We start from the raw sequence: 15,461 nt of genomic DNA, 5'->3' as shown, positions 1-15,461 counted from the left end.
GAACCAAGCGCCGAGCTGCTGACTGCCGTACCGTTCAGCGCCGAGACGCGTCTGTCTGGTGTCGACTATCAGGGCCGTGTTTATCGCAAAGGCGCGGTGGATTCGTTGCTGGCCTTCGTTGGCCTGAAACGCGCCGACCTGGCCGCGCCGCTGTCCCGGGAAATCGACAAGATCGCCCAGAGCGGTGGCACCCCGTTGCTGGTTTGCGCCGACGGTAAATTGCTCGGCGCGATCCACCTCAAGGACGTGGTCAAACCCGGCATCCGCGAGCGATTTGCCGAGCTGCGCAAGCTGGGGATTCGCACCGTCATGGTGACCGGCGACAACCCGCTGACCGCAGCGGCGATTGCGGCCGAAGCGGGCGTCGATGACGTGCTGGCTGAAGCCACTCCAGAGAAAAAACTGGCGCGCATTCGCCACGAGCAGAACGACGGTCGCCTGGTCGCCATGTGCGGCGACGGCGCCAACGACGCCCCGGCCCTGGCCCAGGCGGACGTGGGCATGGCGATGAACGACGGGACGCAAGCGGCGCGCGAGGCGGCGAACATGGTCGACCTCGACAGCGATCCGACCAAGCTGCTGGACGTGGTGCAGATCGGCAAGGAATTGCTGGTGACCCGCGGTGCGCTGACGACGTTTTCCATCGCCAACGACGTGGCCAAATACTTCGCGATTCTGCCGGCGCTGTTCGCCTCGATCTACCCGCAACTGGGTGTGCTGAACGTCATGCACCTGAGCAGTCCGCAGAGCGCGATTCTGTCGGCGATTGTGTTCAACGCATTGATCATTGTGGTGCTGATTCCGCTGGCATTGCGTGGTGTGCGGGTGCAGGCGGCGAGTGCGGCGGCGTTGCTGCGACGCAATCTGCTTATCTATGGATTGGGCGGGATTCTGGTGCCGTTTGTGGGGATCAAGGCGATCGACATGCTGTTGACCGCGTTGCATCTGGTTTGACCCTGGGGCGGTGTGCCAGGCACACCGCTTTCTGCGAATTCGAGGATTTTGAAATGTCCACATTGATACGCCCGGCCCTGAGCCTGCTCGTCCTGATGACCCTGATCACCGGCGTCGCCTACCCATTGGTCGTCACCGGTGTCGCCCAGGTCGCGTTCCCCGATCAAGCCAATGGCAGTCTGGTCCACGACGCCGATGGCAAGGTCCGCGGCTCCTCACTGATCGCCCAGGATTTCGTCGGCGACGCCTGGTTCCATCCACGGCCATCGGCCGGTGCATTTGCCACCGTGTCGAGCGGGGCCAGCAACCTTTCGCCGAGCAACCCGGCCCTGGCCATTCGGGTAACCGATGATGCCAACAAGCTGCTGGTGCCGGGCCAGGGTCCGGTGCCATTGGCGATGGTCACCACCTCCGGCCGCGGCCTCGATCCACACTTGCCACCGGCTGCGATTACCTATCAACTGGCGCGTGTTGCGGCCGCGCGCAATTTGCCGGTGGCGACCCTTCAACAATTGATGGATGCGCATATCGAGCAGCCATTGGTGGGGCCGCCGGTGGTGAACGTGTTGGCGCTGAATATGGCGCTGGAAAACCTGTAAATCGGTGGCGCCGCTAATCGCGGGCAAGCCCGCTCCCACAGGAGGCGATGGTGGATACAGAATTTGTGACCACCATCGATCCCTGTGGGAGCGGGCTTGCCCGCGAAGAGGCCCTGACAGTCACTGCATCAACATCAGAATGAGAGAGAACTTCAAGCATGAGTGACTCCGGCCGCGCCGACGCGCTGTTAGCAGACCTGCCCCGCGATGGCCGTGGCCGGCTCAAGGTTTTTCTCGGCGCCGCGCCCGGTGTCGGCAAGACCTACGCCATGCTGCAAGCGGCTCACACCCAATTGCGCCAGGGCGTGAAAGTCATTGCCGGCGTGGTCGAAACCCATGGCCGCGCCGAAACCGAAGCGCTGCTCGGCGGCTTGCCGCAGCAGCCGTTGGTGCGCTCGGAATACCGTGGCGTATTGCTTGAAGAAATGGACCTCGACGGCTTGCTGGCCACCAAACCGAAACTGGTGCTGGTGGACGAACTGGCCCACACCAACGCCCCCGGCAGCCGCCACGCCAAACGCTGGCAAGACATTCAGGAACTGCTCGCTGCGGGCATTGACGTGTTCACCACGGTCAACGTCCAGCACCTGGAAAGTCTTAACGATAAAGTGCGTGGCATCACGGGTGTGCAGGTCCGCGAAACCCTGCCCGACTGGGTGCTGCAAGAAGCCTACGAACTGCTGCTGATCGACCTGCCGCCGCGCGAGCTGCTCGAGCGTCTGCGCGATGGCAAGGTCTACGTGCCGGAGCAGGCGAGGGCGGCCATCGACGCCTTTTTCACCCAGACCAACCTCACTGCCCTGCGCGAACTGGCGATGCAAACGGCGGCGGCTCAGGTCGATGATGATTTGGCCCAGGGCTATCGCCAGTTGGGACAAGCCGCGCCAGCGGTACGCGGTCGCTTGCTGGTCGGCGTCGATGGCGATGCACAGGCCGAACGCCTGGTGCGTCACGCCAGCCGCGTCGCTCAACGTCGGCATTTGCCGTGGAGCCTGGTGCATGTGGACAACGGCAGCGTGCGTGACGAGCAGTCGCGCCTGCGTCTGCAAAGTGCCCAGCAATTGGCCGAACGCCTCGGCGGCGAAGTGGTGCTACTGCGGGCTGGTGAGGTGGCGAAAACCCTGATTCAGCACGCCGCCGAACGCCGCGCGAGTCTGGTGTTGGTCGGTCAGTCCCGGCAGCGTTTGCGTCGGCGGTTGTTCGGCGGCGGTCTGGCGTCACGCTTGCTGCGCGATGCGCGAGGGCTGGAAATCAACGTCCTCGACAGCGATCACGAACAACATCAGCCGCGTCAGCGTTCGGCGCAGTCACTGGTGTGGTTCGACTACGCGTTGGCCGTTGTTGCTACGATTTTGGCCACTGCTCTGGCCTGGGCAGTGGCGAGTGTTTTGCCGCTGCCGAACATTTCGCTGGTGTTCCTCGCCGCCGTGTTGCTGGTGGCGGTGCGCAGCAGCCTCGGCCCGGCGCTGGCCTGTGCGGCGTTGTCGTTTCTGACCTATGACTTTCTGTTCATCCCGCCGACTTTCTCCTTCAGCATCCAGCGCGAAGAAGACGTGCTGACCTTGCTGTTCTTCCTGCTGATGGCGGCGCTTACCGGTAACCTCGCGGCCCGGCAACGGCGGCAATTACAGGCGCTGCGCGACACTCAGGAAGAGACCACCGAACTGCTAGACCTGTCGCGCAAACTCACGGCTGCCACCGACCGCCAGGCGGTGGTCAGCGCAGCGGCCCAGCACCTCGATGGCTGGAGTGATCTGCAACTTTGCCTGCTCAATCAAGACGGGCAGGGCGGCTGGAAAGTCGAAACCGGTGGCCCGCTGGAATTTTCCGAAGCCGAGCGCGCTGCCGCCGATTGGGCCTGGCAACACGATCAACCGGCCGGCGCGGGCACCGGCACGCTGCCGTTCGGACGTTGGTGGTGGTGGCCGTTGTCGGTGGAAGACGGGCCACTGGCGCTGCTCGGCGTGTGTGCCAAAGAGGGGCAGACCTTGAGCGGTCAGCGTCGGCGTTTGTTGACCGCGCTGAGCCAGCCTCTGGCCCAGGCGCTGGCCCGGGCGCAATTGGCCGAAGACCTGGAAGCCGCCCGGCTGCACGGCGAAACCGAGCAACTGCGCAGTGCCTTGCTGGCCTCGGTGTCCCACGATTTGCGCACGCCGCTGACCTCCATGCGCGGCAGCATCGACAGCCTGCTGGCCCTCGGCGAAGCGATCCCGCTGGAGGATCGCCGCGAACTGCTCGAAGGCACTCGCGATGAAGCCGAGCGCCTCGATCGCTATATCCAGAACCTGCTGGACATGACCCGTCTCGGGCATGGCGCGCTGAAGCTGGCGCGGGACTGGGTGTCGCCGGCTGACATCGTCGGCAGTTCGCTTAATCGTCTGCGTGCCGTGCTGGCACCGTTGCAGGTGACCACCGAAGTGCCGCCGGAATTGCCGCTGCTTTACGTCCACGCCGCGCTGATCGAACAGGCGCTGGTCAACGTGCTGGAAAACGCCGCGCGGTTTTCACCGTCTCATGGCCGCCTGCAATTGCGTGCCGGGGCCGACGATGGCGAGCTGTTTTTCTCGGTCAGCGATGAGGGGCCGGGGATACCGGAGGAGGAGCGTGCGAAGATTTTCGACATGTTCTACACCGCCGCACGCGGTGATCGTGGCGGGCAGGGTACGGGGTTAGGGCTGGCGATCTGTCAGGGCATGGTCGGTGCTCACGGCGGGCGGATCAGCGTCGCCGATGGCATCGAAGGGCGCGGCACCTGCATCACCCTTCACTTGCCACTGCAGGAACAACCGGGTTTTGAAAGTGAAGCCTGATCCCGCTTGCGCTACTCTCTTGCCACTTCTTTGTGTTGATGTGAATTCATGAGCCAGACCGCGACCATTTTGGTCATCGACGACGAACCGCAAATCCGTAAATTCCTGCGCATCAGCCTCGCCTCCCAGGGCTACAAAGTGCTGGAGGCCGGCACCGGCACCGAAGGCCTGGCCCAGGCCGCGCTGAATAAGCCAGACCTGCTGGTGCTCGACCTCGGTTTGCCGGACATGGACGGCCAGCAAGTGCTGCGCGAGTTTCGCGAGTGGTCGACAGTGCCGGTGCTGGTGCTCTCGGTGCGCGCCAGTGAAGGGCAGAAAGTCGAAGCGCTCGACAACGGCGCCAACGACTACGTGACCAAGCCGTTTGGCATTCAGGAGTTTCTTGCGCGGGTTCGTGCCTTGTTGCGTCAGGCACCGGCGGGAGAAGCTCAAGCCGCGGCGCTGACGTTCGGCCCATTGACCGTGGATCTGGCTTATCGCCGGGTGTTGCTCGACGGCACCGAAGTCGCGCTGACCCGCAAGGAATACGCGGTGCTGGCGCAACTGGCGCGACATCCGGGGCGGGTCATCACCCAGCAGCAATTGCTCAAGGATATTTGGGGGCCGACCCATACCGAGGACACTCACTATTTGCGGATTGTGGTCGGGCACCTGCGCCAGAAACTGGCGGATGATCCGACTCAGCCGCGATTTATCGTCACCGAGGCGGGAGTTGGGTATCGGTTATTGAGTGAGGGCAGCCTTTAGTTTTAGTGTTGAAAGTTCCGGCCTCTTCGCGAGCAGGCTCGCTCCCACAGGGATATGCATTCCAATGTGGGAGCGAGCCTGCTCGCGAAGGAGCCTTATCATTCGCTCGAGAATCTCAGGAATCCCGTTCATTTTCATACCGATCCAGCGTATCCCGCGCAATCTCCCGCCCCAGCGCGATCAATTCCGGCGCTTTGTAAAACTCGAAAAACCGGCACACCCGCTTTGGCACGTTGATCAAAATATCCGGCGGATAACCGGCGATCTTGTACTGCGCCAATGAGGTTTGCATCACCTCGAAACTCTGGTTAATCAGGTCCAGCAAAGACGCCGGTCCGACGTTGTCGATGATGAACGAGCCGGTGGCGGACTTCGGCGCGCCGTCGCGTTCAGGGGCGGCGGCCGGTTGCTGGGCTTCGGGTTCGGCGGATTCGATCCACGGGTTGATCTCGGCCGCTTCTGCCATCAACGCTTCCTTTTCCAGCAGCAGCAATTGTTCCGCCTGTTTGCGGCGGAAGGGCATTTTTGAACCGAGCGAGTTGATCAGGCTGTCGAAGCGGGTCTTGAACGCCGCCGGGCGCTGGATCACCGGCAGTTGATAGTGGCGCTGGTTGGTGGAGTTGAGGTTGACCGCGATGATCAGGTCGCAATGACTCGACACCACCGGCACGATCGGTAAAGGGTTGAGGATGCCGCCGTCCACCAGCATGCGGTTGCCCTGCATCACCGGGGTGAACAGGCTGGGAATCGCCGCCGAAGCGCGCATGGCCTGGTGCAGGCAGCCTTCCTGAAACCAGATTTCCTGTTGGTTGGTCAGGTCGGTGGCCACCGCCGTGTAGGGGATGCGCAAGTCTTCGATATTGATCTCGCCGACGATCTTGCGGATCTGCCCGAAGACTTTCTCCCCGCGAATCGCGCCCAGACGAAAACTGACATCCACCAGACGTAAAACGTCGAGGTAATCCAGGCTCTCGATCCAGTCGCGATATTCATCGAGTTTACCGGCGGCATAGATCCCTCCGACCACTGCGCCCATGGAGCATCCGGCGATGCAGGCGATGTCGTAGCCACGCCGTTCGATCTCTTCAATGACCCCGATATGGGCGTAGCCCCTGGCTCCACCTGAGCCCAGCACCAGCGCGACACGCTTTTTCATGAATCGCCCTCGTCTGACAAGGTTCAACAATGCACCCATCGAGGGGCGCGCTTCAATCGCTAAGGTCGTTGCGCGAGGCGAGGGCGTCGTTTTTTCGACACTCTTTGGCGGCAGATGGGTATTCTCGCGAGCACTAGAGTTTCCGAGGCGGGGCCAAGGCACTTTTCACGCGCCAGACCGTCTTAACTGCACGACTGTTTACTATCTTTGAGGTGTGATTAATGAAAGCCTGGATCTGTGTGCCTTTGATTGCCCTAGCACTCGCCGGATGTGCCGGCAAAACCGCTTACCGTGACAGCTGCGGTAGCGGGATCGATGCCGCGTGGCGTGAACTGGATCTGGCCAAGGCTGAAGGTTTTGCCGGAACTGTCAGCTATTCCAAGGCCCTGTCGCTGCTGACCGGCGCCAAGACCCAGCAGCAATTCGAAGCGTTCGAAGGCTGCACCAAGAAGGCCGAGAAGGCGCGTTTTTATATTCGTGAATCGCGCGCGGGGCGCTGAAAGCAGCTCTAAGCTCTAAGCTGCAAGCAATAAGTCGGTCGCCCCGGATTTCGGCTGGCGGCTTGCAGCTGTTTACGGAGTAACTTCCCATGATTAACCGGTTGGTGGCCCATGTACTGGGCCTGGAAGTCCGTTTGCTGGCCTGTCAGGCACGCTTGAGTGCCCGCACCGACCCTGAAGCGCTGCACGACCTGCGTACCACGGTTCGCCGTTTGCGCAGTCTACTGCGGCCATTGCGCGGCTTGCCCGGGGTCGAACAGCTGGAAGCGGCGGCGTCCCGGGTCGGCGACTTAACCACGCCGTTGCGCGATCGCGAAGTGCTGGCGGCGTACCTGCTCGAGCATGATCAACCCGAGGCTGCCCATCGGCGTATGGCGCAGATGGCCGAGGCTTACCCGGCGGTCGCGACGAGTCCTGAAGTGGCGCAGTTGCTGATGATCCTCGACGCCTTTCCGCGTTTTCTGCGGGCCTCCCAACGTCAGGGCTTGCTCAAGGGCTTGCGTCAGCGCATCGAAAAACGTTTGGCCAAACAGTGGGAAAAACTCGACAAAGCCCTGCACGATCCGGCGCATGATCGCCACCGTTTGCGCCTGCTGATCAAGCGCGTGCGCTATGGGATCGAAGCCTATCCCGAACTGGATCGACTGCCGAAAGCCGCTATGCCGCGCTTGAAGTCCGCGCAAGGTGCCTTGGGCGATTGGCACGACTGCTGGCAATGGCTGGCCAGGTCCGAACAGGAAGCCGATTTGCAGCCCTGCGTCGCTGCCTGGAAAACCGCCATGGCCAAGGCCGAAGGCCGCGCCGACCGCGTCCTCGACAAACTCAGCGCTGCCTGTTTCAAATCCTGAAACCACCGTAGCCCAAGGAGCTGCCGAAGGCTGCGATCTTTTGATTTTCGGCATAATCGCTGACGCTAAAGATCAAAAGATCGCAGCCTTCGGCAGCTCCTACACAGGGCATGCACATCCGGCTCATCTGTCAGTGCTTTTGGCCGGAATAAGCGCTGTGCCATCCTCGCAGGCTGGTTAAGATCCTTCATCCTTTTCCCGCTCTGAGGTTTCCATGCGCTTTTCCGATCTGCTCGACGCTGTCCGCAGCCAGCCGCTGGAGCTGTCTATTCCGGCCGAATGGGCTCAGGGGCGTGCCAGTTTCGGTGGCCTGGTGGCCGCCTTGCAGTACGAAGCCATGCGCGCAAAAGTCCCGGCGGATCGTCCGGTGCGCTCGCTGGCGATCACCTTTGTCGGCCCGGTCGAGCCTGAAGTGCCCGTCAGCTTTGAAGTCGATGTGTTGCGTGAAGGCAAAGCGGTCAGCCAGGTGCTGGGTCGGGCGATGCAGAAGGGCCAGGTGGTGACGTTGGTCCAGGGCAGCTTCGGCGCCTCGCGGCCGTCGGAAGTGGCGGTGATCGCCGAACCGGCGCCCGAGATGAAGCACTGGGACGACTGCCAGGAATTGCCTTACATCAAAGGCGTGACTCCAGAGTTCATGCGGCATCTGGCGATGCGCTGGAGCGTCGGCGGTCTGCCGTTCACCGGCAACAAATCCCGCGAGATGGGCGGCTGGGTGCGCTTGCGTGGGGACGTGAAGGAAGAAGCAGTCAGCGAGTCGCATATCCTGGCGCTGGTCGACGCCTGGCCACCGGCGCTGTTGCCGCACCTGAAAAAACCGGCGATGGGCAGCACGCTGACCTGGACCATTGAATTCGTCCAGCCGTTGCTTGAACTGAGCACGCTGGACTGGTGCAAATACCTCGTCGAGATCGAGCATGCCGCTGACGGCTACGGTCATGCGGCCGCGAAATTGTGGAACGCGGACGGTCAGTTGATTGCCATGAGCCGGCAGACGGTGACGATTTTCGCCTGATCAGTGACGACGGTGGCGCTCACGGTGACCGTGGCGTTGCAGGCCGAGCGCTGCGAGCAGGCCGATCACACCGATCGCGACATTTGCGAAGCTCAGACTGAATACCCCCGAGACAATCAGCAGAAACGCCACGATGAACAGCGGCACGGCAATCAGGTGCAGCACCAGATTGGTCGGGTGCTGGTGATTGTTCGGGTACGCTCGCCATTGCCAGACGGGGAGGTTGGGGTGACGTTTGCCCATGATGGTAATCCTCGATCCATGTTGAACACATGATTGAAGAATAGGCGTGGCACTTACGGGCGGCGAATCAAGGTTGGCTATCGAAGTGATAGGTGTCATGGTCAATATTGATGGTGACCGGGCTGACGCTATCGCGAGCAAGCTCGCTCCCACATGGGATCTTCAGTGACCATTGATTTTTGGTACAAAAGAGATCCACTGTGGGAGCGAGCTTGCTCGCGATGGCGTTATCACAGCTTCAGCTGCCCGATAGCCTTGCTCAATTCCCCGGCCAACGCCGCCAGTTCATGACTGGTGGTCGCCGAATTCACAGTCTGCTGCACAGTGGTCTCGGTCACATCCCGAATGCTCACGACCGACCGATTCATCTCTTCGGCCACGTGGCTCTGCTGCTCGGCCGCCACCGCGATCTGCGTATTGCTTTCGCGCATCTGCGCCACGGCGCTGGTGATTTCTGCCAACGCTGCACCGGCCTCCTGAGCCTGCTGCACGCAATCGTCGGCCTTGAACGAGCTTTCCTGCATGAAATCCACCGCGTCCCGAGTCCCGGCCTGCAACGCGGAAACCATGATCGTGATCTCGTCAGTGGAGGTCTGGACACGTTTGGCCAGGTTACGCACTTCATCGGCGACCACCGCAAAACCGCGACCCATTTCACCGGCACGGGCCGCTTCAATCGCTGCGTTCAGCGCCAGCAGATTGGTCTGCTCGGCGATGCTGTGAATCACACTGACCACGCCGTTGATCTTCTGACTGTCCTCGGCCAGACGCTGAATCATCTCGGCAGTCTGTTGCACCCCGCTGGACAGGCCGACAATCGACTTCTGCACCCGACTGACCACTTCCTGCCCGCTGCCGGCCAGGGTGTCGGCGGTTTGAGAGAGGTCGCGGGTGGCGCCGGCGTGCTGGGCAATGTGATAGACCGTGGCGGTCATTTCGTTGATTGCCGTGGCGGCCTGATCGGTTTCGCTTTGCTGGCCGAGCATGCCGTGACGTACCTCGTTCATGCTCGACGCCAGCCGCGCCGCGCCGACATCCAGTTGCCGGGCGGTGCTGGCGACGGTGTTGACCACCCGCTGGTAACCGGCCTGCATGGCGTTGAAGGCATTGGCCATCTGCCCGACTTCGTCAGTGCAGGCCAGCGGCACACGGGCCGACAGGTCACCGGTTTTCTCGACGTGGAGCATCACGTCCTTCAGCGTATTGAGCTGGCTGAGCAGAAAGCGGATCAACAATTGCGAAGCGCCGAGCATCGCCAGCATCAGGATCGCCACCGCCACGGCATAGTTGGGAAAACGCTCGCCAAATACCTGGGTCAGGCTCGGGCCATGGGCAATTACCGCGACCTGATTGCCGTCCGTGCGCGTAAACACTTCAGCGCCCATCAACGGGTTGTTGCCGAACAGCGGCATGGCATTGATCCCGACCCAGCCGTTGGTATCGGCCAGTTCCAGAACCGGCTGCCCGTTCAGCAACGGTGCCTGCCCGCGACTGAAGGTCAGCACGTTATCGGCTTTGGGGAGCGGTTGCCCGGCAGGCCAGGCGTTGAGCAATCGCGCCTGGGCTTGTGCCGATGCCTGATAAGCATGGCTGCGGGTCTGTTGTTCGAGCTGTACGGCGTACAACACCAGCAGCAAGGTCGTGACGAAGGCGACGGCGTTGACCGCCCAGAATTTGTATTTCAGCGAGATATTGCTAAGCCAGGCACCCATGGAGGTCTTCTCTGATAGCGGAAACAGTTTCGGCAAGGTGCCAGTATTGTGCCGCTACTCAGGGCGCCGGATCTTGATGTGGGTCAACGTTCCCGCCATGCTCGCGCACAGGAATTGCGGGGCGTAATGCGCTATTCTTCGCGCCTTCAAAATTCCCTCGCTACAGGATTCCGCCCCATGAAAGCCGCACTCGTCGAACTCATCAGCAAAATCAGCTCCGGGTGCATGAGCGATGACGAAATCCTGAAAGTCGCTGACGAAGCGGCCCAGGCCTACGCCGATCCCGATGCTTTTCTGACGGCCAATCCGGATATCAACTACGACGAAACGTTCCCGATTCCGCTAGGCGAATGGATCATCGTCGGCAGTTTGCCGGAGACCGTGCTGTTCCAGGCCGACACCTATGTGGACCTGTTCGCCCAGATCGTTTCCTCGTTCGGGCCCGGCGTTGATTTCAATATCAAACCCAAGCAACTGGCCAAGACTGAAGCCCTGACGGCGCTCAATCGCATTCAGGTGCAGATGGGCAGCATGAACAAGGAAAACGGTGGTTACACGCTGATGAACTTCAGTCAGTTGCTCGACGACGAACTGCAAGTGGTGCTGGTCTACGGCAACGACGTGCCGCGCGTACTCGAGTTGTGCGCCAAAGTCGGCATCGCTGCCGCACCCTCGCTGGAAGCCCTCAAAATTGCCGTCCACGTTTAAAAAGCGGAACCCTCGCAAGGCCCGGCTATCCTAAGAGTGCATACCACTCTTAGGGAGCAACACCATGGGTTCCACGTTCAACGGTCTGATTGGCCTGATTATTCTTGCCCTGGATATCTGGGCAATCATCAACGTGCTCAAAAGTGGTGCCGACACAGGGATGAAAATCATCTGGGTGCTGCTGATCCTGCTGCTGCCGGTGCTGGGCCTGATCATCTGGGCCATCGCCGGGCCACGAGGCAACGTCCGAATCTGACTGCATCCCCGAAAACGACACCGAACCTGTGGGAGCTGGCTTGCCTGCGATTCAGGCGGCAAGGTCTGTCAGGCATACCGCGGCGATCCCATCGCAGGCAAGCCAGCTCCCACAGGTGATTGTGTCGAGGCGTCAAGCGAGGTTCGACCTGTCATGTCCCGCGACGTAGAATTCGCGCCTTGCCACCCGCATTCATCGGAGCACTTCCCATGAGCAACACCCCAACCAGCGAGTACCTGGAAACCCTCTACGAAGGCTACGGCCAGCGTTTTCGCATGGAAAAACTGCTGCACGAAGTACGCACCGAACACCAGCACCTGGTGATTTTCGAAAACTCGCGCATGGGCCGCGTCATGGCGCTGGACGGCGTGATCCAGACCACCGAAGCCGACGAATTCATCTACCACGAGATGTTGACCCACGTGCCGATCCTGGCGCATGGCACCGCCAAGCGCGTGCTGATCATCGGTGGCGGCGACGGCGGCATGCTGCGTGAAGTGGCCAAGCACCGCAGCATCGAGCACATCACCATGGTCGAGATCGACGGCACCGTGGTCGACATGTGCAAGGAGTTCCTGCCGAACCACTCCAAGGGTGCGTTCGCTGATCCACGCCTGAACCTGGTGATCGACGACGGCATGCGTTTCGTCGCCACCACCACCGAAAAATTCGACGTGATCATTTCCGACTCCACCGACCCGATCGGCCCGGGCGAAGTGCTGTTCTCGGAAAACTTCTACCAGGCCTGCCGTCGCTGCCTGAACGAAGGCGGCATCCTGGTGACCCAGAACGGCACGCCGTTCATGCAAATCGAAGAAGTCAAAACCACCGCCGGGCGCCTGCGCAGCCTGTTCCCGGACTGGCACTTCTATCAGGCGGCCGTGCCGACCTACATCGGCGGCGCCATGACCTTCGCCTGGGGCGCGACCAATACCGCCTATCGTAAATTGTCCCGGGAAACCCTGCAGCAGCGCTTCGCCGGCAGCGGCATCATCACCCGCTACTACAACCCGGAAATCCACATCGGCGCGTTCGCCTTACCGCAATACGTCCTGCAGGCTGTGAACAAGCCTAGCAACGACTGATATCGAGCAATCCAGAAAGGGCCCTCTCAGGTTGTGTGAAAACACACCGGAGACGGCCCTTTTTTCGTGCTTCACTTATAGAAGGTCCGGTTGAACGATTGGCCGGGGAAGAATGTCGAGATACATGTAAGCCCATCCATGGGTTTTATCGAGGAGGCACCTGATGCAAAAGTGGAAAGTCACTTTCGTTGATGATCACGGTGAACAAGTTGACGAGGTGTTTGAGAGCGATGAATGCCCGAACAACGAGCAAGCCGCGAAGCTCATTCGCGCCCGGTGTTTGCCTGTGGCTGCCGAACTGGACCTCAACGATCTGGAAGGGCGCACCGATGATCCGACTGTCAAAAGTCTGAAGACCCAGTACAGCATTGAAATCCTCAGCATCACGCCAATCTGAACATCTCCTGTCACATTCCTAACCAGGCCTTGGCAGCGGCTCTATCTTGAGGCTACTCTGCAATCGAGATCAGCGAACGGATCGCTAAGGTCTGGTCTTGTCAGCTACATGCTTGCTTCCCACCGGCAACGTTGTTGCCGCATCGCTCGCCCCATTCGGTTGCGCGTGCCGGGAATACGGAAAGTCTATCCATCAGTCTGAGGGGGACGTTTCATGAGCACAGCCTATCAAGAAGACATCAGCACCAGCGTCTTGCGCCGCATGAAAGAAGGCGGCTTCGACTTTTCACGATTCCATCCCATCGAGTTCTACGCCATTTTTCCGGACGAGGAGCGGGCGCGCAGGGCGGCAGGGCATTACTGCGGTGAATCCTTGAATGCACAAATCAGCGTGCGCGACGACGGCGCGTGGTACCTGGAACTGAGCAAAGTGATGTACGCCACCTATGACGGCATCGGCGACTTTGAGCAGGATTTCGAGGCGGTGGTCGAGCCTTTGGGCGGCATCATCGAAGGATGGGGCGTCAAGCAGGAGGTACGAGGGCGACTCGCATAACTTATGAACAGTGACAACACTCAGCAACGGCTGACCTCAGGGTTGGCCGTTTTCGTTTTCGCGGTTTGAAAAGATAAAAGATCGCAGCCTCGTTTTCTCCTGTAGGAGCTGTCGAGTGAAACGAGGCTGCGATCTCTTGATCGTGTTTTTGATTCATAACGTTTCAAAAACGCAAAAAAAACCGCCTGAGCAGGCGGCTAAAGGGAAGTTCATCAAGTTTTCCAGCGAATGCGCGGATTATCCGCATCGACTCCCGGGCAGTGAAATCAACTCTGGCTATGCTGGTGATAGGCGACAACATTGCTTCGCAATGAAGCGGGGGCGATCAGGTGGGGGCATTTACCGCACAGGATTGGTGCGGTGCGTGCAGTGCGATTATCCAACTGATTGATATCAAAGCGTTTATGCCGATGGCACGGGCTTTGCGAAGCCCAGATGTCCGGGTGACAAGGAGTACGGCATGATCCGCACCTATTTTGATGAGATGTACGATGCCGGCGGCCAGGTCCGCCCGCATTATCGGGAGTTTGCCCGTTGGCTGGCCGAAACGCCTGACGAGCTTTTGGCACAACGGCGACGCGAGGCCGATCTGTTATTTCATCGCGCTGGGATTACGTTCACGCTCTATGGTGATGAGCAAGGGACAGAGCGCCTGATTCCCTTCGACACCATTCCCCGCAGCATCCCCGCCAGTGAATGGCGAGTTGTCGAGCGCGGCTGCATTCAGCGGGTCAAGGCGTTGAACATGTTCCTCGCCGACCTCTATCACGAGCAGCGCATTATCAAGGCCGGCATTATTCCGGCCGAGCAAGTGCTGGCCAACGAGCAATACCAGTTGGCGATGCAAGGGCTGGATTTGCACCGCGATATCTATTCCCACATCTCCGGTGTCGATCTGGTGCGCGATGGCGACGGCACGTACTACGTGCTTGAAGACAATCTTCGTACACCGAGCGGCGTCAGCTACATGCTGGAAGACCGCAAGATGATGATGCGGTTGTTCCCCGAGTTGTTCGCGGCCCAGCGCATTGCCCCTATCGACCACTATCCGAACCTGTTGCTCGACACCCTGAAAAGCTCGAGCCCGATTGATAACCCGAGCGTGGTGGTACTGACGCCGGGTCGTTTCAACAGCGCGTTCTTTGAACATGCGTTTCTGGCGCGGGAAATGGGCGTTGAGCTGGTGGAAGGCGCGGACCTGTTCGTGCGGGATGACAAGGTCTTCATGCGCACCACGGACGGGCCGAAAGCCGTCGACGTGATCTACCGTCGCCTCGATGATGCGTTCCTCGATCCGCTTGCGTTCAACCCGGACTCGATGCTTGGCGTTCCAGGGCTGCTGTCGTCGTACCGCTCCGGCAATGTCGTGCTGGCGAATGCCATCGGCACCGGGGTCGCGGACGACAAGTCGGTGTATCCATTCGTCACGGACATGATCCGTTTCTACCTGGATGAAGAGCCGATCCTGAAGAATGTGCCGACGTGGCAGTGTCGTAATCCCTCCGAACTGTCCCACGTACTGGCCAATCTTCCGGAACTGGTGGTCAAGGAAACCCAAGGCTCCGGCGGTTACGGAATGCTGGTAGGGCCGGCGGCGACGGCGGCGGAAATCGAATCTTTCCGTGCGCGGATCAAAGCCAAGCCCCATGCGTACATCGCGCAACCGACGTTGTCCCTGTCGACCTGTCCGACCTTTGTCGAAAACGGCATCGCTCCACGCCACATCGACCTGCGTCCGTTTGTATTGTCTGGCCGCGAAACCCGGGTTGTGCCCGGCGGTTTGACCCGTGTTGCCCTGCGCGAAGGCTCCCTGGTGGTGAATTCATCCCAGGGCGGTGGAACCAAGGACACCTGGGTGGTCGAGGATTGAAGGAAGCCT

At 60.5% G+C, this 15,461-nt stretch carries 15 protein-coding genes and 1 pseudogene; 13 read left to right on the top strand and 3 right to left on the bottom strand.

Annotation, left to right across the window (positions count from 1 at the left end; translation table 11 throughout):
• From WLY71_RS15435 to WLY71_RS15420, 4 genes are all read left to right on the top strand, one after another.
• A partial coding sequence (locus WLY71_RS15435; protein ID WP_347804222.1) for an HAD-IC family P-type ATPase occupies positions 1–954 on the top strand: 954 nt, incomplete at its 5' end.
• Between the two features lie 53 nt (positions 955–1,007).
• Entirely contained in the window at positions 1,008–1,553 is a 546-nt protein-coding gene (gene kdpC, locus WLY71_RS15430) for a potassium-transporting ATPase subunit KdpC (protein ID WP_347804221.1), read from the top strand.
• 158 nt (positions 1,554–1,711) lie between these two features.
• Positions 1,712–4,363 carry a DUF4118 domain-containing protein gene (locus WLY71_RS15425; RefSeq protein ID WP_347804220.1) on the top strand — a complete coding sequence of 884 codons (2,652 nt, stop codon included), beginning with the start codon at positions 1,712–1,714 and terminating at the stop codon, positions 4,361–4,363.
• Between the two features lie 48 nt (positions 4,364–4,411).
• Entirely contained in the window at positions 4,412–5,110 is a 699-nt protein-coding gene (locus WLY71_RS15420; protein WP_347804219.1) for a response regulator, read from the top strand.
• A 115-nt stretch (positions 5,111–5,225) separates the two neighbouring features.
• Here WLY71_RS15420 and WLY71_RS15415 read toward each other — a convergent pair whose 3' ends face one another.
• The gene (locus WLY71_RS15415) at positions 5,226–6,266 is read right to left on the bottom strand and encodes a patatin-like phospholipase family protein (RefSeq protein WP_347804218.1); all 1,041 of its coding nucleotides are present in this window, start codon (positions 6,264–6,266) and stop codon (positions 5,226–5,228) included.
• 221 nt (positions 6,267–6,487) lie between these two features.
• Between WLY71_RS15415 and WLY71_RS15410 the strand changes: the two genes are divergently transcribed.
• The 3 genes from WLY71_RS15410 (at position 6,488) to WLY71_RS15400 (ending at position 8,626) form a co-directional block, all read left to right on the top strand.
• On the top strand, positions 6,488–6,766 hold the full coding sequence (locus WLY71_RS15410; protein WP_017337340.1) for a hypothetical protein: 279 nt from the start codon (positions 6,488–6,490) through the stop codon (positions 6,764–6,766).
• Positions 6,767–6,855: 89 nt separating this feature from the next.
• Positions 6,856–7,614 carry a CHAD domain-containing protein gene (locus tag WLY71_RS15405; RefSeq protein ID WP_347804217.1) on the top strand — a complete coding sequence of 253 codons (759 nt, stop codon included), beginning with the start codon at positions 6,856–6,858 and terminating at the stop codon, positions 7,612–7,614.
• Between the two features lie 214 nt (positions 7,615–7,828).
• Positions 7,829–8,626, top strand: coding sequence for an acyl-CoA thioesterase (locus WLY71_RS15400; RefSeq protein ID WP_046047940.1), 798 nt, complete (start codon positions 7,829–7,831; stop codon positions 8,624–8,626).
• A gap of 24 nt (positions 8,627–8,650) precedes the next feature.
• Here the strand turns inward: WLY71_RS15400 and WLY71_RS15395 are convergent.
• Together WLY71_RS15395 and WLY71_RS15390 are read right to left on the bottom strand one after the other, a co-directional pair.
• Positions 8,651–8,869, bottom strand: a pseudogene (locus WLY71_RS15395) (terminase); the annotation flags it as partial.
• Positions 8,870–9,099: 230 nt separating this feature from the next.
• Positions 9,100–10,581: a methyl-accepting chemotaxis protein gene (locus WLY71_RS15390; RefSeq protein ID WP_347804216.1), complete on the bottom strand. Its 1,482-nt coding sequence runs from the start codon at positions 10,579–10,581 to the stop codon at positions 9,100–9,102.
• 177 nt (positions 10,582–10,758) lie between these two features.
• Between WLY71_RS15390 and WLY71_RS15385 the strand changes: the two genes are divergently transcribed.
• From WLY71_RS15385 to WLY71_RS15360, 6 genes are all read left to right on the top strand, one after another.
• Positions 10,759–11,289 (top strand): hypothetical protein, encoded by a 531-nt coding sequence (locus WLY71_RS15385; protein ID WP_347804215.1) that lies wholly within the window; start codon positions 10,759–10,761, stop codon positions 11,287–11,289.
• Between the two features lie 64 nt (positions 11,290–11,353).
• Complete coding sequence (locus tag WLY71_RS15380; RefSeq protein ID WP_008148797.1) at positions 11,354–11,545, top strand: PLDc N-terminal domain-containing protein; 192 nt, start codon at positions 11,354–11,356, stop codon at positions 11,543–11,545.
• A gap of 209 nt (positions 11,546–11,754) precedes the next feature.
• Positions 11,755–12,630 (top strand): polyamine aminopropyltransferase, encoded by an 876-nt coding sequence (speE, locus tag WLY71_RS15375; RefSeq protein ID WP_347804214.1) that lies wholly within the window; start codon positions 11,755–11,757, stop codon positions 12,628–12,630.
• 163 nt (positions 12,631–12,793) lie between these two features.
• The gene (locus WLY71_RS15370) at positions 12,794–13,027 is read left to right on the top strand and encodes a hypothetical protein (protein ID WP_129442539.1); all 234 of its coding nucleotides are present in this window, start codon (positions 12,794–12,796) and stop codon (positions 13,025–13,027) included.
• A gap of 213 nt (positions 13,028–13,240) precedes the next feature.
• Positions 13,241–13,582 (top strand): ribonuclease E inhibitor RraB, encoded by a 342-nt coding sequence (locus WLY71_RS15365; protein WP_008148805.1) that lies wholly within the window; start codon positions 13,241–13,243, stop codon positions 13,580–13,582.
• A gap of 460 nt (positions 13,583–14,042) precedes the next feature.
• Complete coding sequence (locus WLY71_RS15360) at positions 14,043–15,452, top strand: circularly permuted type 2 ATP-grasp protein (protein ID WP_074874854.1); 1,410 nt, start codon at positions 14,043–14,045, stop codon at positions 15,450–15,452.
• Positions 15,453–15,461 lie beyond the last annotated feature (9 nt).

This window comes from Pseudomonas rossensis, from assembly GCF_039888995.1.
Classification (GTDB): Bacteria; Pseudomonadota; Gammaproteobacteria; order Pseudomonadales; family Pseudomonadaceae; genus Aquipseudomonas; species Aquipseudomonas rossensis.
This window is presented reverse-complemented; position numbering and strand designations above follow the sequence as displayed.